Annotated in this window: 14 protein-coding genes; 9 read left to right on the top strand and 5 right to left on the bottom strand. The window is 73.0% G+C overall.

All coding sequences use genetic code 11. From position 1 onward, the window contains the following. Positions 1-118: 118 nt before the first annotated feature. Positions 119-1192 (bottom strand): hypothetical protein, encoded by a 1074-nt coding sequence (locus ACTFTM_RS26435; protein WP_449563115.1) that lies wholly within the window; start codon positions 1190-1192, stop codon positions 119-121. An 11-nt stretch (positions 1193-1203) separates the two neighbouring features. Continuing rightward, positions 1204-1806 (bottom strand): hypothetical protein, encoded by a 603-nt coding sequence (locus ACTFTM_RS26430; protein ID WP_449563114.1) that lies wholly within the window; start codon positions 1804-1806, stop codon positions 1204-1206. Positions 1807-2224: 418 nt separating this feature from the next. Between ACTFTM_RS26430 and ACTFTM_RS26425 the strand changes: the two genes are divergently transcribed. The 7 genes from ACTFTM_RS26425 (at position 2225) to ACTFTM_RS26395 (ending at position 10816) form a co-directional block, all read left to right on the top strand. Beyond that, positions 2225-4672: a nitrate- and nitrite sensing domain-containing protein gene (locus ACTFTM_RS26425; protein WP_449563113.1), complete on the top strand. Its 2448-nt coding sequence runs from the start codon at positions 2225-2227 to the stop codon at positions 4670-4672. Beyond that, entirely contained in the window at positions 4672-5094 is a 423-nt protein-coding gene (locus ACTFTM_RS26420; RefSeq protein WP_449563112.1) for a roadblock/LC7 domain-containing protein, read from the top strand. The genes ACTFTM_RS26425 and ACTFTM_RS26420 overlap by 1 nt, the downstream gene beginning before the upstream one ends. Next, positions 5084-5473, top strand: a complete 390-nt coding sequence (locus ACTFTM_RS26415) for a DUF742 domain-containing protein (protein ID WP_449563111.1) — start codon at positions 5084-5086, stop codon at positions 5471-5473. Before ACTFTM_RS26420 ends, ACTFTM_RS26415 begins: the two co-directional genes overlap by 11 nt. Next, positions 5454-6056: a GTP-binding protein gene (locus tag ACTFTM_RS26410; RefSeq protein WP_449563110.1), complete on the top strand. Its 603-nt coding sequence runs from the start codon at positions 5454-5456 to the stop codon at positions 6054-6056. Before ACTFTM_RS26415 ends, ACTFTM_RS26410 begins: the two co-directional genes overlap by 20 nt. Positions 6057-6160: 104 nt before the next feature. Continuing rightward, positions 6161-7198, top strand: coding sequence for a lactonase family protein (locus tag ACTFTM_RS26405; protein WP_449563109.1), 1038 nt, complete (start codon positions 6161-6163; stop codon positions 7196-7198). A gap of 165 nt (positions 7199-7363) precedes the next feature. Further along, the gene (locus tag ACTFTM_RS26400; protein ID WP_449563108.1) at positions 7364-9118 is read left to right on the top strand and encodes a substrate-binding domain-containing protein; all 1755 of its coding nucleotides are present in this window, start codon (positions 7364-7366) and stop codon (positions 9116-9118) included. 213 nt (positions 9119-9331) lie between these two features. Continuing rightward, positions 9332-10816: a sugar transferase gene (locus ACTFTM_RS26395; protein WP_449563107.1), complete on the top strand. Its 1485-nt coding sequence runs from the start codon at positions 9332-9334 to the stop codon at positions 10814-10816. Positions 10817-10825: 9 nt separating this feature from the next. Here ACTFTM_RS26395 and ACTFTM_RS26390 read toward each other — a convergent pair whose 3' ends face one another. Next, complete coding sequence (locus ACTFTM_RS26390) at positions 10826-11956, bottom strand: PP2C family protein-serine/threonine phosphatase (protein ID WP_449563106.1); 1131 nt, start codon at positions 11954-11956, stop codon at positions 10826-10828. Between the two features lie 96 nt (positions 11957-12052). Between ACTFTM_RS26390 and ACTFTM_RS26385 the strand changes: the two genes are divergently transcribed. After that, positions 12053-12697, top strand: a complete 645-nt coding sequence (locus ACTFTM_RS26385) for a MarR family winged helix-turn-helix transcriptional regulator (RefSeq protein ID WP_449563105.1) — start codon at positions 12053-12055, stop codon at positions 12695-12697. Positions 12698-12715: 18 nt separating this feature from the next. Here ACTFTM_RS26385 and ACTFTM_RS26380 read toward each other — a convergent pair whose 3' ends face one another. Next, positions 12716-14386: a SpoIIE family protein phosphatase gene (locus ACTFTM_RS26380; RefSeq protein WP_449563104.1), complete on the bottom strand. Its 1671-nt coding sequence runs from the start codon at positions 14384-14386 to the stop codon at positions 12716-12718. Between the two features lie 128 nt (positions 14387-14514). Further along, positions 14515-15753: an ROK family protein gene (locus ACTFTM_RS26375; protein WP_449563103.1), complete on the bottom strand. Its 1239-nt coding sequence runs from the start codon at positions 15751-15753 to the stop codon at positions 14515-14517. A 78-nt stretch (positions 15754-15831) separates the two neighbouring features. Here ACTFTM_RS26375 and xylA point away from each other — a divergent pair, with 78 nt between their 5' ends. After that, positions 15832-17019 carry a xylose isomerase gene (gene xylA / locus ACTFTM_RS26370; RefSeq protein WP_449563102.1) on the top strand — a complete coding sequence of 396 codons (1188 nt, stop codon included), beginning with the start codon at positions 15832-15834 and terminating at the stop codon, positions 17017-17019. The last annotated feature ends 4 nt before the right edge of the window (positions 17020-17023 follow it).

Raw genomic sequence — 17023 nt, 5'->3', positions numbered from 1 at the left:
GGTCTGTTTCAGGAGAACTGGCCGGCCTGCGGCGGGGTGCCCTCCCGGGCGGCATTTCGGGGCGTACCGAAAGGGGCGCCCGGCCGGTGTCGGCCGAGCGCCCCCGTGGTCCGGTCGGTCAGCGACCCAGGACGCGGTCCAGGAAGTCCCGGTAGTTGCGGACGGCCATGCGCAGTTGCTCGGTATCCGCCGAGCCGGCGTCCTGCCAGCCGCCCAGCGTGTTCTTCTGCGCCGCGAGCGCCGAGGCGAGAGCCTGGATGGCCTCCTCGACCAGGGCCTGCGCCTCGCCGGCCGCGGCGTGCGGATCGTCGACGAACCGTAGTTGCACGTCCCGCCAACGGTCCCGGAAACCCTGTGCGGTGTCCCCGTCGAGGAGCGTGGCCGCGTCGGAGGCGACCGTCGAACCGGCGGGCCGCGACGTGCCGGCCGACTCCAGCGAGGCGCCGGCGCCCTCGGTGGCGACCGGTTCGGCGTCCGGGTCCACCATCTCCGGGGAAGCGCTGCCGTAGCCGGCCGCGCCCGCGGTCGCCGCGTCGGGATCGCCGACCGAGTCGGTCAGGTCGCTCCGGCGCTCCGGCGCGCCCTCGGTGCTCCCCGGCACCACGACGGTCCGCGCGGTGTCGCGTCGGTCGACGACGTCGACGGTCTCGTCGGCGTCCCGTGTCGTGTCCCCGTCGGTCTGCGTGAAGCCGTCACGGCGGTGCAGTTCGGCGGTGGGGTCGGCGCGCAGGCCCTCCCGCTCGCCGTCCTCGGCGCCGTCGCCCGGCGCGGCGGTCCGCTCGGCCCGCGGGTCGGGCTGGTCCTGCGGACGTGGGCTGGCCAGGGCGGACGCGGCCACCGCATCGGCGACCGTGGTCGCGCCGAACGCGGTCGGCAGCGGGCCGGGCTCGTGGAAGCCACCCTCGTCGTCGGACCGGTTCCGACGGTCGGAATCGTCGGTCCGGTCGTCGTCGGCCCGGTCGTGCAGGACGCCCGGATCGGTGCCGTTGGCCCGCTCGTGGTCGGTGGTCGGGACGTCGTCGGCGTCCCGTTCGTCGCCCACCGTCGGATCGTCGAAGGTGCCCCGGTCGTCCAGGGTGTCCTCGGGTACGTCCGAGTGGGCGGCCCGGTCGCGGGTCGGCGGCACCGGCACCGGCGCGGACCGGACGGCCTCCGGGTGGTCGTTGCTCACCTGCTGCTCTTCGTGGCGCATCGGTGGCCTCCTCAGCGGCTCGTGGCGTCGTGCGGAGTGTCGTCCGGGTGGGGACGCTGTTCGGGCGTGTGCTGACCGATGGGCTCCTCGCCGAGCAGGTCGGCGAAGAGGGCCCGGTAGTGCACGACCGCCTGACGCAGCTCCTCGGTGGTCGCCTCACCCCGGGAGTTCCGCAGGTGGATCTCGTGCGCGTCCCGGTAGTTCGTCAGCGTGCGGGCGTGCTCGACGGAGAGGTGGGCGATCTGGTCGGAGAAGTCACCGGTCGGGTAGCCCCGCTCCTCGATGAGCCGGGTGACCAGTTCGTCCGCGTCGCCCACGGTCTCGCCCGGCGAGTCGATGAAGCGGATCTGGAGCTCCTCCCAGGCGGCGGCGTAACGCGCTCGCGACTCGGGGCTGAGCGGGGTGAGCGTGAGTTCGGCGTGCCGGCGTTCCCGGTCGCGCAGCTCGCGCTCCGCGGCGGATCGGCTCTCCTGCTCCTGCACCACCCGGTCGTACTCCGGTCCGAACCGGCTGCGCAGCGCGCGGCGACGGCCGGCCGTCCGGACGGCCACGGCGATCGCCGCGATGATCACCAGTACGACGAGCACGATGACGACTATCTGCGTGGGCGACATGGGCTCCTCCTTCGTCGTCTGGTATTCCCTCCGCGCACTGATCGCCAATCCCGATCCGGTGGACTTTCCTCGCCGATCGCGGTCCGAGGTCGCCGCTGCTGACAGAAACCTGACTCATTCCAGAAAGTCCGCGCGGGCGGGCCGGCCCCCGTCGTACGGCATCGCCGGCAACGTCTGATCCTTTCCGCCCAGCACCAGCGCACCCGGGGAGCCCGAAGCCGGGCCGCTTCGCGTGCCGGCGGGGGCCCTCCGCAGCGCGGATGCTCATCCGACGGCGGTAGTGCAACCGGGCATGATTACGTATCCTGCCCAAGGCGCGCGCGCCGGTGCCCGGCCCGACTGCCGGGTAGACGACCGGCGAGCGCGCTGCCCGGCGGTGCCGGCGCCCCTCCTGCCACCCCTTGACGGGCGAGGTCTGATGAGAACCCGCGACTGGCCCATCCGCTCGAAGCTGACCGCATTGGTCGTCGCGCCGGTGACCGCGCTCCTCGCGCTGTGGATCTTCGCGACGACGCTGACCTTCGGCCCCGCTCTGAACCTGCTCTCCGCGCGCACCCTGCTCTACGACCTGGGTCGACCCGGCGAGGCGGTGGTCACCGAGCTGCAACGCGAGCGTCGCCTCTCGGTGGTGCAGCTCGCCGGCGACACCGAACTGCCGGCGTTGGCCGAGCAGCGCCTGCGCACCGACCGGGCCGTGGCCGAGCTGCGTCGCCGCGTCGACGGGGAGGCGTTACGCGACGCCGCCGACGACCTGCTGGAGGACCGCGTCGACCGGCTGGTCACCGCCCTGGCGGCGCTGCCGACCGGGCGGGACTTCATCGACGACGGGATGATGGACCGCGCGGGCGCGATCGGCCTCTACAGCGGCATGGTCTCGGCGGCCTTCCAGGCGTTCTCCGCCATGGCGAACCTGAGCGACCCGGCCATCAACCGGCAGGCGTTGGCCCTCACCACGCTGGGCCGCTCCCGCGAGCTGCTGGGCCAGACGGACGCGATGCTCGCCGGTGTGCTGACCGCCGGGAAGTTCGGCAACGGAGAACACGCGCTGCTCGTGCAGACCATCGGCAACCAGCGGTGGCTGACCGAGAGCGCGGTGGCCGACCTGCCCGAGGCCGGGCGCACCGCGTACCAGCGGCTCACCGAAAGTCCCGACTTCACCAGCCTGCGGGCCATGCAGGACGCGCTGATCGGCGCCAACAGGTCCGGTCGCCCACCCGTGGACGCCGCGGCGTGGCAGGCCAGCCACGACGCCGTACAGCAGGAGTTGCGCGACTTCGAGCTGGCCGAGGCCGACAACCTCACCGACCGCTCGGTGCCGATGGCGGTCGGGATCCTGGTCCGGCTCGCCGCCGCCGGGGTACTCGGTCTCGTCGCCGTGGTGGTCTCGGTGCTGGTGGCGCTGCGGGTCGGCCGCACCCTGGTCCGGCGGCTCAGCGGAGTCCGTACCGCCGCCCTCGAACTGGCCGAGCACCGGCTCCCCGACGTGGTGGCGCGGCTGCGTCGCGGCGAGCACGTCGACGTCGCCCGGGAGGCGCCACCCCTGGAGTACGGCCACGACGAGATCGGCCAGGTCGGGCGGGCCTTCACGGAGGTGCAGCGCACCGCCGTCCAGGCAGCCGTGGACGAGGTGACCCTGCGCCGTGGGCTCAACGAGGTGTTCCTCAACATCGCCCGCCGCAGCCAGGGCCTGGTGCACCGGCAGTTGCACCTGCTGGACCGGATGGAGCGACGCGCCGAGGACCCGGACGAGCTGGCCGAGCTGTTCCAGGTGGACCACCTGGCCACCCGGCTCCGCCGGCACGCCGAGGACCTGGTCATCCTGGCCGGCTCCGCGCCGGGCCGGGGGTGGCGCAACCCGGTCGCGATGGTCGACCTGGTCCGCGGGGCGATCAGCGAGGTCGAGGCGTACGACCGGGTGGACATCACCGCCGTACAGCCGGCCGGCGTGCTGGGCCGGGCGGTCGGCGACATCATCCACCTGCTCGCCGAGCTGGTCGAGAACGCCACCGCCTTCTCCCCGCCGGACACCCGGGTGACCATCACGGGGGAGCAGGTCGCCGACGGGTACGTCCTGTCGGTCACCGATCAGGGGCTGGGCATGTCCGCCACCGCGCTCGAGAACGCCAACACCCGGCTGACCAGCTCGCCCGAGTTCGACCCGGCGCAGAGCGCCCGCCTCGGTCTGTTCGTGGTGGCCCGGCTGGCCGCGCGGCACTCCGTACGCGTGCGACTGCAATCTCCCGAGGCGGGCGGCGTCACCGCCGTGGTGCTGATCCCCACGGACCTGGTCACCGCCGAACCGCCGGCCGGCCCCGACCCGGCCTCGATCGCCTCCGCACCCGGTGACCGACGTCTGACCCGGCCCGTACGACGGACCACAGCCCCTCGGCCACGCGCCGGTCGTACCCCCTCGTCCCCGGTCGCCACCGCCGAACCGGACACCCTCGCCCTGCCCGCGGGCCCGGCGTCCGACGTGCCGGCCGGGAACGGCGAGCCGTCCTCCGACGGGACGGCGGACGACCTGGAGGGGTTGCCCCGGCGGGTGCGGCGGCGTACCCCGAACGCCCTGCCCCGGTCGACCGCCGCCGACACGCCGTCGCCCCGCTCGCCCGAGGAGGTACGCCGGGTGATGGCGGCCCTGCAGGCCGGTACCGCACGGGGCCGGGCAACCGTCGTCGCCCCGGCGGCCTCCACCCGCGCCCCCGCGCCTCCGCCCTCCGCAGCGCCGGCGATCCCGGCCGCTGCGCCGACGGCGGTCCCGGCTCGCCCATCCGCAGCGGCCGCCGATGCCGGGCCCGCCGACGATGCGGCATCCTCGGCGCCCCCGAAGGCCTTCGAACCGACAGCGACTGAGAGGGACGCCTAGTGCGGGAAACGACGAAGCAGAGCGCCAGCCTCGACTGGTTGCTCGACGAGCTGGTGCAGCGGGTGCCGGCCGCCCGGGAGGCCGTGGTGCTCTCCGCCGACGGACTCCTGCTCGGCTCCTCGGCTGAGCTGGACCGCGCCGACGCCGAGCACCTCTGCGCGCTCGCCGCCGGCTTCTCCAGCCTGGCCCGGGGCGCGAGCCACCACGTGGACGGCGGTCCGGTCCGGCAGACCGTGGTGGAGATGGAGTCGGCGTACCTCTTCGTCACGACCGCCGGCCAGGGGGCCTGCCTGGCCGTCGTCAGCGATGCGGACGCGGACATCGGCCTGGTCGCGTACGAGATGGCGATGCTGGTCATCCGTGTGGGGGAGAACCTGACCGCCTCGGCCAGACCGACCGTGGACGCCGGTGATGCGGACTGAGCCGCCCGGCCCCCAGCACGAGTGGCTGGACGGCGACGCGGGCCCGGTGGTCCGCCCGTACACGCTCACCGGCGGCCGGGTGCGTTCCGCCGCCGGCGGCTTTGACCTGGTCGCGTTCGTGTTGGCCAGCGCGGACCTCGACCCGGCGGCCCACCCGCAGTTGCCGCCGGAGCACCGGCGGTTGGTCGCGTTGGCCGGCCGTCCGGTGTCGGTGGCCGAGCTGGCGGCCGAGCTGGACCTCGCGGTCGGTGTGATCCGGGTGCTGCTCGGCGACCTCCTCGCGCAGGGCCTGGTCGCGGTGCACGAGCCGCCGGCCAGTCGCGATCTTCCCAACGACGACATCCTCAAGGCGGTGGTCAGTGGACTCCGTGCGCTATGACCATGCGGGCTCGGCCCTCACCGTCCCGCTCGCACTGAAGATCCTTATCGCGGGAGGCTTCGGCGCCGGCAAGACGACGCTGGTGAGCGCGTTGAGCGAGGTCCGGCCGTTGCAGACCGAGGAGGTGTTGACCGACGCCGGGATCGGCACCGACGACCTCTCGGGGGTGGAGAGCAAGACGACCACCACCGTGGCGATGGACTTCGGCCGGATCACCATCAACGACGACCTCCAGGTGTACCTGTTCGGCACCCCCGGCCAGGACCGGTTCTGGTTCCTCTGGGACGAGTTGGCCTTCGGAGCGCTCGGCGCGGTGGTACTCGCCGACACGCGGCGGCTGGCCGACTGTTTCCCCTCGATCGACTACTTCGAGCAGCGTGGCATCCCGTTCGTGGTGGGGGTGAACTGTTTCGAGGACACCCGTCGCTTCGACCTGGAGACCGTACGCCGGGCGCTCGACCTGGACCCGGACGTGCCGATGGTGCTCTGCGACGCCCGGGACCGGCAGTCCGGAAAGCTGGTGTTGATCTCCCTGGTCGAGCACGTGGCCCGGCAGCGCGGCGAGCCGGTGCCGACCTCCTGAGCCGCCTCCGCGTCCGCCCCTGGCGTCGAAAAGCCGGTTAGGCGGTCGACTTCGTGGGCAGCTCTGGTTGGATCTACTCCAGAATGTCGGCGAAGGGGTGCAGCGTGACTGGTCCGGGCGAGATCGTCCACATCGGGGGTTACACCGCGCAGAGCGGCGGGCGGGCAGATGGCATCGTCGCCGCGCGCCGCGATCCGGCCAGCGGGGCCCTGACCCCGCTCGGCACGGTGGCTGTCACGCCGTCGCCGTCGTTCCTCACGCGGCACCCCGCCCGGCCGGTGCTCTACGCGGTCAACGAGTTGACCGACGGTCAGGTCAGCGCCTGGCAGGTCGGGTCGGACGGCGCGTTGGACGCGCTCGGCAGCTTCTCGACCGGCGGCGCCGAGCCCTGCCACCTGGCGGTGCTGCCCGACGGTCGGCACCTGGCGGCGGCCAACTACGGCAGCGGGAGCGTCGCGGTCTTTCCGCTCGACGAGCAGGGCGTGCCCGGCGAACGCACCGACCTCGTGGTCCACGAGGGCCATGGGGCCGACCCGGAACGCCAGGACCGGGCGCATGCCCACATGGTCTCTCCGGGCCGCGACCGGGAGCCCCTGCTGGCGGTGGATCTCGGCACCGACTCGGTCTACCGGTACGACCTGGACAACGCGAGCGGGCGGCTGGTGCCGCGCGGTCCGCGAATGCGTACGACGCCGGGCGCCGGGCCCCGGCACCTGGCCCGTCACCCCGACGGTCGGCGCTGCTACCTGGTCGGTGAGTTGGACGGCACGGTCACCGCGTACGAGCTGACCGCTGACGGGTCGCTGCACCAGCGCGGCCGGGTCGACGCGAGCGGGCGTACCGGTCACGTCCAGCCGTCGGAGGTCGCTGTCGACCCGGACGGCCGTCGGCTCTACGTCGCGAACCGGGGTGTCGGCACCATCGCCGTCTTCGACCTGGCCGGCGAGATGCCCGCACTGGTGTCCGAGGTGGACACCGGTGGGGAGTGGCCGCGACACTTCGCGCTGGTCGGGGAGCATCTGTACGTCGCCGACGAGCGGGCGGACATGGTGCGGGTGTTCCGGCGTGACCCGAGCACGGGCGTGCCGGCCCCGGTGGGCGAGCCCGTGCCGCTGGCGAGCCCGACGTGCGTCCTGCCGTGAGCGGACGGAATGACGGAAGCAAATGCGAGAGTGCGACGGGTTTGGCAACACCGTGGGGCCGATTCATCACTCTCTGTTGCTAAACAGTGATCAACTGTTTCTCCTGCGTAACTTTAGTCCGAACGGATGTGGCAGAGACGGCACCTAATACGCAAGATGGTCAGCGTGTCTGCAGGCCGCCATCGAATGCGTTCGAAACTCCATCTAGCAGCCGCCGCCGCGACGGCGACGGTTCTCGTCGTCACCACCGGCGTCTGGTTCGGCTATAAGGAGCTGATCCAGCCCAGCTGTTCCGGAGAGATCCGACTCGCCGTGGCGGTCGCCACCGAACTCGCGCCCGCGGTGGACGCCGCCGCTTCCCAGTGGGTGAAGGACGGCGCCGCGGTCGGCCCCACCTGTATCCGCGTCGATGTCTCGGCATCGGACCCGGTCGACGTTGCCGCCGTGGTGGCCGCGAAGCACGGTGCGGTACTCGCCGGCGTCGGGCAGGCCAGCGGCACGGCCGTCACCCCGGACGTCTGGGTGCCGGACTCCTCCACCTGGCTGCTGCGCCTCAAGAAGGACGCCACGGCGTTCGCGCCGACCAACGGCGCCTCCATCGCGCGCAGCCCCGTCGTCGTGGCGATGCCCGAGCCGATCGCGACGCGCCTCGGCTGGCCCAACGCCAAGTTCACCTGGACCGATCTGCTCAAGCAGGTCAACAGCAGCAAGCCGTTGCGTACCGGGATCGTCGAGCCGACCCGGGACGCGGCCGGACTGTCCGGTCTGCTCTCGCTGACCACGGCCGCCAGCGGCGCGGGCGGCGACGCCCAGCGCAACACGGTGGGCGCGCTGCGGGCGCTGGCCACCGGTCGCTCCTCGCTCCGCAACGACCTCCTCGCCCGCTTCCCGACCGCCACCGACCCGACCACCATCGCGAGTGGTCTCGGTGCGGCGGCGCTGTCCGAGGAAGACGTGATCGCGTACAACAGCAAGAAGCCGCCGGTGCCGCTCGCCGCGCTCTACATGGAGCCGGCCCCGATGCCGCTGGACTACCCGTACGCGGTGCTGCCCGGCATCGAGCCGACCAAGGCGGCGGCGGCGAAGGTGCTGTTCGAGCTGCTCACCGCGCCGAAGTTCCGTGACCGCCTGGCGGCGCAGTCGCTGCGCGGACCGGACGGCAACTGGGGCGCCGGCTTCAACGCCCCGCAGGGCGCGCCGAGTCCTGCCGGTGGCGCGTCGACCGCCCCGGCGGCCGGCGGCACCGCGGCCGGTGGCCTGGACCCGGCCGCGATACAGCGTGTCGTGTCGAGTTGGTCGATCGCCACCCAGTCCGGCCGGATGCTCGCCGTCATCGACGTCTCCGGCTCGATGAAGGACGAGGTGCCCAGCGCCAACAACCGCAGCCGGGAGGAGGTCACCGTCGACGCGGCCCGCCGCGGTCTCGGACTCTTCGACGACTCCTGGTCCATCGGCCTGTGGACCTTCTCCACGAAACTGGTCGGCAACCGTGACTACCGCGAACTGGTGCCGATCGGGCCGCTGTCCGGTCAGCGGGCCCAGCTGGAGGGGGCGCTCGCCACCGTCAAGCCGTCCAACGGTGACACCGGCCTGTACGACACGATGCTGGCCGCGTACCAGGCCGTGCAGGAGGACTGGCAGCCCGGACGGGTCAACTCGATCGTGCTGTTCACCGACGGCAAGAACGAGGACGACAACGGCCTCAACCAGCAGCAGTTGCTCGCCAAGCTCAAGCAGATCGCCGACCCGGAACGGCCGGTCCAGGTCATCATGATCGGTATCGGCGAGGGCGTCAGCAAGGCCGAGCTGGAGTCGATCACGAAGGTGACCGGCGGGGACGTCTTCGTCACCAAGGACCCGAGCGAGATCGGCAGCATCTTCCTCACCGCCATCGCACGGCGCCCCCCAGCCCCGCGCTGACCCGCCACTGAGCAGAAGGAACCCGCCGTACCGGCTCAGCGGTACGGCGGGTTCCTTTTATGGCCACCGGATTGAAGAAAAGTGACGGCAATACGTCGGAAGCAATCGGCAGTCATAGTTGTCAGGGCAGGATGTCGACGTGTTCCGGCAATGTCGGTCCGCCTCTGGCCCGACCCGTCGGCCGGGGCCGTCCTGAGCAGAGTGGGAGGGCCGGTGACCGCGGCGACACTGTTGACCCCCGCCGACACCTCGGCGGCGCCGGAGGACCGGCCGAGCGGGCTGGTGGCCCGTGCCGACGAACGTGCCTACATCCGGGTCCTGGTGGTGCTGGACACCGCCGTCCTCATCATCGCGCTGCTCGTCGGGTACGTCGGCAGGTTCGGTGACGAGGAGCCGGTCGGCTCCAAGATCCCGTACGTGCTGGTGGCCCCCGGCCTGGTCCTGGCCTGGCTGATCTCCCTCAAGGCGCTGGGGTGCTACGACGACCGGGTCGTCGGCTACGGGGCGGACGAGTACCGGCGGGTCAGCTCGGCGAGCCTGCGGCTGGCCGGCGCGATCGCCATCGCCGGCTACATCGCCGACGTCGGCGTCTCCCGAGGCTTCCTCGGCATCTCCTTCGCGGTCGGCACGGTCGGGTTGGAGGTGACCCGGTTCGCGGCGCGCAAACGACTGCACCGGGCCCGCTCGAAGGGGGCTGGCTGGTCCCGCCGGGTACTCGTCGTCGGCGACACCGCGCACGTCCTGGAACTGGTGCACACCCTGCGCCGCGAGCCGTACGCCGGCTACCAGGTGGTCGGCGCGTGCATCCCCGACGCGCTGCTCGCGCCGGTGGCGCAGCGGCTCGGTGACGTACCCGTGGTGGGATCCTTCCGGGGCATCCCGGAGGCCGCGACGGCGATCGGCGCGGACACCGTGGCGGTGACCGCCTCCGGCGAGCTGACCGCGGCCCGACTGCGTCGACTCGGCTGGCAGTTGGAGGGGACCGGCGTCGACCTCGTCGTGGCCCCCGCGCTCACCGACGTGGCGGGCCCGCGGATCCACACCCGCCCGGTCGCCGGGCTGCCCCTGATCCACGTCGAGGCGCCCGAGTTCCGTGGCGCGCGCAAGCTCGTCAAGGGCTTCGTCGACCGGTCGATGTCGTCGGTGGCCCTGGCGTTGCTCCTGCCACTGATCGCGGTCATCGCGTTGGCCATCAAACTGGACAGCCGGGGGCCGGTGCTGTTCCGGCAGGTCCGGGTGGGTCGGGGAGGTCAGGAGTTCGGGGTGTTCAAGTTCCGGACCATGGTGGTCAACGCCGACGCGCTGCTCGCCGAGCTGGCGGCCCGGAACGAGACCGACGGCCTGATGTTCAAGATGCGTGACGACCCTCGGGTGACCCGGGTCGGCCGGCTGCTGCGCAAGTGGTCGCTCGACGAGCTGCCGCAGCTGGTCAACGTCCTGCTGGGCCAGATGAGTCTCGTCGGGCCGCGCCCGCCGCTTCCGTCCGAGGTGGCCCGCTACGACGGCGACGTGGCCCGGCGACTCCTGGTCAAGCCCGGCATGACCGGGCTGTGGCAGGTCAGTGGCCGGTCCGACCTGAGTTGGGAGGACGGCATCCGGCTGGATCTCTACTACGTGGAGAACTGGTCGCTCGCCGCGGACCTCACCATCCTCTGGAAGACCGCCGGCGCGGTGCTGAACAGTCGCGGCGCGTACTGACCGCCACGCTCACGGTTGCGGGCCGGTCCAGTCCAGGCAGACCACCACGGCGTCGTCGACCAGGTCACCGGCCACGAAGGCGCGCAGGTCGCCGATCAGCGAGCGGACGGCGTCCAGCGGCTCCATCGGGCCCGTCCGTCGCAGGAACCGGTCCAGCGCCGTCTCGCCGTACCGCACGTCCTGCCCGGTGGCCTCCACGACGCCGTCGCTGACGACGAACAGCCGGTCACCGCGTTCCAGCGTGAAGGTCTGCTCCTGGTAGTCGGTCGCCTCGAACATGCCGAGCGGAAACTGCGCCTCCAACGGCTGCTCGGTGACCTCACCCCGGCGCAGGAGGACCAGCCGTGGCGAGCCGGCGTCCACCACCGTCATCACCCCGGAGCGCAGGTCCAGCTCCATCAGCAGCACGGAGAGGTACCGCTTGCCCCGGTACTCGTCGTAGATGGCCTGGTCGGCGAGGGCGGCCTGGTCGCCCAGCCCGAGGCCGGCCCGGCGCGCGTTGCGCAGCGCGTGGGTGGCCAGCGACGTGAGCAGTGACGCCGCGACACCCTCACCGCTGCCGTTGACCGTGGAGAGCCAGAGCCGCTCCCCGTCGTCGGACCAGTCGAAGCCGTCGCCCCGCACCGCGTACGCCGGTTCGAGCTGCCCGGCCAGGCTGAACGAGGGACGGACCCGACTGCGGCCGGGCAGCAGGTCCCACTGCATCTCGGCGGCCAGTGTGAGCCGCTGGCTGCGTCGGGCCACGCTGTAGACGTCGGTGCCGGGGGAGACGGCGGCCACCTCGTGTGCGAGCGAGGTGGCGATGTCGGCCAGTTCGGCGAGCACCGCCGGGTCGTCGGCCACCGGCGCCAGGCGCAAAACGCCCCGGCGTTCGCCGCGCATGCTGACCGGAAACCAGGCGACGCCGTCGACCAGGACGGGCGACTGGTGGTCGAAGGCACGCCAGGCGGGATGGCCGGCGCCCCGGAGAGAGTCACCCTCGGTGAGGGGCAGCAGCTCCGAGAGGCGGTAGTCGACCTGGTACAGCTCCGCCTCGGCGATCCCGTACGCCTCGTCGAGAACCTCGCGGACCCCACCCACGAGACGGTCGGCGGGTGTCTCGTTCAGGGCGCGTCGTGCCCGATTGACCGGTTCGCTCATCAGGCCTCCTTCATCAGAGCTCGACCACCAGTGGGTTCGGAGTAGTCTCGGGCCACCATGGCCGAACACAACGGTCCACCGGACCCTGCGACGAGTATGGCTGCCGCACTGGACGCGGCGGCGGGTGCCCTGCTGGGCGTCTGGGATTCGGCCCGCGAGGCGACCGCCAGCCGGGTTTCCGGTGCCCAACTACGGGCGGTGATGGTGGTCGAGCAGTACGACGGGATCAACCTACGCCGGCTCGCCGCCCGTCTGGACATGTTGCTGAGTTCCGCCAGCCGGCTGTGCGACAGGTTGGTCGCGGCCGGGATGCTCGAGCGCGAACCGGGGCGCTTCGACCGGCGGGAGATCTCCCTGCACCTCACCCCGGAGGCTCGTCGGCTCCTGGCTGAGCTGCGCAACGACCGCCAGGAGCGGCTGGCCGCCGTGTTGGCGGCGATGAGCCCGGCGGGCCGCGCCGCGCTGGTGAGCGGGGTGCGGGAGTTCGACGAGGTTGCTCGCCGGCAGCGGGCGCGGAACTCCCCGGACGACGGGGACTCCCCGCGTGGGCGCGAGGACTGGCGGCCGGACGAGTGGCCGCAGGACCCGGACCGGCCGGACGGGCGGGCGAGGAGGTCGTCGGACCACCCGGACCGCCCGGACCGCCCGGTGTGGCAGAGCGGTCCGGCGGGCCCGGAGCGGGCGGCCGGCACGCCCCGCGACTCGGCCACCGGAGAGCCACCGGTGGCGCGCACCGCCTGACCGGCGGGAGTCCGGCGCTCAGACCGGCGCCGACGCGCACACCGCCAGCATGGCGATGTCATCGTGCGCCTGTCCGCCCACCCACTCGTCGACGACCTGGAGCAGCCTGTCGACCAGGGCCGCCGGAGGCAGACCGGCCGCCGCGGCGAGCGCGCCGCGCAGTCGGTGCTCGCCGAACTTCTCCGCGTGGGTCGGCCCGCCGGTCGCCTCGGTCACCCCGTCGGTGTACGCGAGGAGCAGATCGCCCGGATCGAGGTGCATCCGTACCTCCGCGAACCGGGCGTCGGTCAGCGCGCCGACCGGCATACCGCCGACCGGGACGTCCGTGACGGCGCCGGCGGCGGTGACCAGCAGCGGCGCGGGATGGCCACCGCCGGCGACCCGGAGATCCACCCCTGCCGGTCCGTGCTCCAGCCTCCCGAGCAGCAGGGTGGTGAGCTGGCTGCGCCGTGCCGCGTCGGGGGCGTCGAACAGGGTGCGGTTGAGCAGGTGGATCAGCTCCAGGGGGCGCTGCTCGACGAGTCGTAGCGTCTGTAGCGACTGGCGGACCCGCCCGGTCAGCACGGCCGCGCCGACGCCCTTGCCGGATACGTCGCCCAGCGCGAACAGCGCGCCGCGCGGGTGCGGGAACACCTCGTAGAAGTCCCCACCGATGCGCAGCGTGTCACCCGCGGACCGGTAGCCGCCGGCCATGCGGACGCCGGGCACCGTCGGCAGCTCCGGCGGGAGCAGGCTGGTCTGCAACACCCGGGCCAGGTGTGCCTGCTCGCCGTACAGCTCGGCGGCGGCCAGCGCGGCACCGGCCCGCGCGGCGAATTCGCGGGCCAGCTCGCGGTCGCGAGGATCGAAGCCGGCTCGCCCCGCACGGCGGACGAGCAGCAGGGCGCCGGCCGGGCCGCCGGGGCCACGCATCGGACTGACCAGCGCCGCGCCGGGCCGGCCGAAGTTGGGTGGGAGCAGGGCGGTCAGCTCGGTGACGGCGGCGTCCGGCCACGGGGTCGGCGCGCTGAGGTCGCCGTCGAGCGCCGCGCCGAGATCGGGGACGAGGTCGGTCAGCTCCTCGTCGGCCACCCCGGTCACCGGGGCCGGCTCGTCGTCGGCGTACCGCGTGAAGCGGGGGTGCGACTCGGCCGGCGCGGGTGGCCGGAGCAGCGCCACCGCGGCATCGGCCAGGTACGGCACGGCGAGGGTCACCGTGGTACGCAGTGTCTGGTCCCGGTGCAACGAGAGTCCGAGCCGGCTGCCGGCCTGGGCGAGGAAGGCGGTGCGGGAGCGTTCGGCCAGCAGGGCGTCGGTGCGGGCGTGCTCCTCGGTGACGTCGCGGACGTACCAGGCGTACCGGTCGCCGGCGAGCTGCCGCCGGGCGCCGCGCAGGTGGCGGCCGTGGTGCTCGGCCTCGAACGCGCCGCTGCCGTCGCGGACGGCTCGGGCCAGCGCCGCCATCGCGCAGTCGGACAGCTCGGCGCCCGCGACGATCTCCGGGAGCAGCTCGACCGCCCTTGCGTTGACAAGTGTCACCCGGCCGGCGGCATCGGTCGTCAACACCGCCTCGGCCAGCCCGTCGAGCAGCTCGCGGGCCAGCGGTGGGTCGGCGGGCAGGCCCTTGCCCCCATGGCGGGTCGGACGGCGTGACGTCTGCCCGTCACCGTCGACCGGACCGGCGATGCCGCCCCGTCGGATCGTGGTCACCGCCCGACGCCGGCCCGCGTCCGACGACCTGTACGCATACTGCTCCCGGGCTCCTCGCCTGCCGATTGTTGCTCGACGGCAAGCGTACCGAGCCGCACCGACGCACGCCCAGACCGCTTCGCCCGTGGTCAGCCGGCCCGGTTGAGCCAGCCGGCGGGTCGGGCGACGATCCGCCGTACCACCGAGCCGGCAGCGCCCACGGCGGCGGCCTCCGGCCCGAGGGTCGAGGGGCGGACCGTGACCGGCGACCAGGCGGCGGTGAGCACCCGGGCCTTGATCTCGGTGAGCACCGGCGGGCAGAGCCAAGGGGCCAGCGGGGCGTAGCCGCCGCCGAGTACCACGGTGTCCAGGTCCAGCAGGTTCACCACACCGGCGACCGCCACCCCGAGGGCCGTGCCGGCGTCGTGCAGGGCGCGCAGCGCGGCCGGGTGGCCGTTCTCGGCCAACTCGGCCAGCCGGGACGTCGCGGTGTCGGCGGGTAGCTCCGCCCGCACCAGTCCGGCGGCGGCCACGATCGCCTCCTGACCGGCGTACTGCTCCAGGCAGCCGCGCCCACCGCAGCGGCAGGGCCGCCCCTGCGGGTGCACCGGGAGGTGCCCGATCTCACCGCTCCAGCCGCGTACGCCCCGGAACAGCGCGCCGTCCAGGACGATCCCCGCGCCGATGCCGACCTCGCCGGAGATGTGCAGGAAGCTGGCCGGGCCGGGGGGCCGGGAGTGCAGTTCGCCGAGCGCGGCGAGGTTGGCCTCGTTGTCCACCACCAGGGCCGGTACGTCCGGTACCCGGTCGGTGAGGGGTGGGTGCGCGCTCAGCAGCTCGGGCACCGGTACGTCCCGCCAGCCGAGGTTCGGCGCGAGCCGGACCTGCCCGGAGTCGTCGATCAGGCCGGGTACGGCGAGCGCGGCCCCGGCGAGGGTGAGGCCCTGTCGGGCGGCGTCGGCGCGGGCCTGCCCGGCCAGGTCGACGAGTCTGGCCAGGGCGTCCTCGGGCGCGACCGGGCGCAGGTCGGCCCGGTGCACGGTGCGGTGGCGGACCTGGCCGGCGAGGTCGACGACGCATACCGTCAGATAGTCGACGTTGACTTCGAGCCCGAGCCCGGCCGGGCCCTGGTCAGCCAGGACCAGCCCGCGTGCCGGGCGGCCGGCGCCGGCCCGGGGCGCCGGGTCGGCCTCGCTGACCAGCTGGCCCGCGAGCAGGTCCTCGACGACCGCGGAGACGGTGGCCCGGGTCAGGCCGGTGGCCGTGGCCAGGTCGGCCCGGGACGGGGGGCGGTCGGCGGCGGCGATCCGGCCGAGGACCAGGGCGAGGTTGAGCTCGCGCAGGCTGGCCTGGCGGGCTGCGCCGGCCGGGGCGTGGGTGGGGCTCACCCCTTGACACTGCCATAGGGCGGGCAAATAATTCAATCGCTGAACAAATACCTGACACCACCATCCCGGAGGTCACCCATGGCACCTCGTCCCACCCCCGCCGACAAGTTCTCCTTCGGGCTCTGGACCGTGGGCTGGCAGGCCCGCGACCCGTTCGGCGACGCGACCCGCCCCGAGCTGGACGCCGTCGAGGCCGTGCACCGTCTCGCCGAGCTGGGCGCGTACGGCATCACCTTCCACGACGACGACCTGATCCCGTTCGGCGCGGACGCCGCGACCCGCGACCAGCACATCGCGCGGTTCCGCAAGGCCCTCGACGAGACCGGCCTGGTGGTGCCCATGGTCACCACGAACCTCTTCACCCACCCGATCTTCAAGGACGGCGGGTTCACCAGCAACGACCGCGAGGTCCGCCGCTTCGCGCTGCGCAAGGTGCTGCGCCAGGTCGACCTGGCCGCCGAGCTGGGCGCGAGCACCTTCGTCATGTGGGGTGGCCGCGAGGGTTCCGAGTACGACCTCGCCAAGGACGTCCAGGCCGCCCTGGACCGGTACCGCGAGGCCGTCAACCTGCTCACCCAGTACTCCATCGACAAGGGCTACAACCTGCGGTTCGCGCTGGAGCCCAAGCCCAACGAGCCGCGCGGTGACATCCTGCTGCCCACCATCGGTCACGCGCTCGGCTTCATCTCCCAGCTGGAGCACCCGGAGCTGGTCGGCCTCAACCCGGAGGTCGGGCACGAGCAGATGGCCGGGCTGAACTACGCCCACGGCATCGCCCAGGCGCTCTGGCAGGGCAAGCTGTTCCACCTGGACCTCAACGGCCAGCGTGGCATCAAGTACGACCAGGACCTGGTCTTCGGTCACGGTGACCTGATGAACGCGTTCGCCCTGGTGGACCTCCTGGAGAACGGCGGCCCGAACGGCGGGCCGACCTACGACGGTCCCCGGCACTTCGACTACAAGCCGTCGCGTACCGAGGACATGGACGGGGTGTGGGCGTCGGCAGCGGCGAACATGAGCACCTACCTGCTGCTCAAGGAGCGCGCCGCCGCGTTCCGCGCCGACCCCGAGGTCGTGGAGGCACTGGCCGCCAGCAAGGTCGGCGAGCTCAGCACGCCGACGCTCGGCGACGGCGAGGGCTACGAGGAGTTCCTGGCCGACCGTTCCGCGTTCGAGGACGTCGACGTGGACGCGGTGGCCGCCCGGGGCTTCGCCTTCGTCCGGCTCAACCAGCTCGCCGTCGAGCACCTGCTCGGCGCCCGCTGAGGCC

The sequence above is a fragment of the Micromonospora sp. RB23 genome (assembly GCF_053585025.1).
The sequence above is the reverse complement of the archived record's forward strand: the minus strand, read 5'-3'. Positions and strand labels throughout refer to the sequence as shown.

Bases quoted from the DNA above. Each gene is read 5' to 3' on its own strand.
- ACTFTM_RS26430 (WP_449563114.1), bottom strand. From the start codon at position 1,806: ATGTCGCCCACGCAGATAGTCGTCATCGTGCTCGTCGTACTGGTGATC.
- ACTFTM_RS26425 (WP_449563113.1), top strand. From the start codon at position 2,225: ATGAGAACCCGCGACTGGCCCATCCGCTCGAAGCTGACCGCATTGGTC.
- ACTFTM_RS26415 (WP_449563111.1), top strand. From the start codon at position 5,084: ATGCGGACTGAGCCGCCCGGCCCCCAGCACGAGTGGCTGGACGGCGAC.
- ACTFTM_RS26435 (WP_449563115.1), bottom strand. From the start codon at position 1,192: ATGCGCCACGAAGAGCAGCAGGTGAGCAACGACCACCCGGAGGCCGTC.
- ACTFTM_RS26385 (WP_449563105.1), top strand. From the start codon at position 12,053: ATGGCTGCCGCACTGGACGCGGCGGCGGGTGCCCTGCTGGGCGTCTGG.
- xylA (WP_449563102.1), top strand. From the start codon at position 15,832: ATGGCACCTCGTCCCACCCCCGCCGACAAGTTCTCCTTCGGGCTCTGG.
- ACTFTM_RS26390 (WP_449563106.1), bottom strand. From the start codon at position 11,956: ATGAGCGAACCGGTCAATCGGGCACGACGCGCCCTGAACGAGACACCC.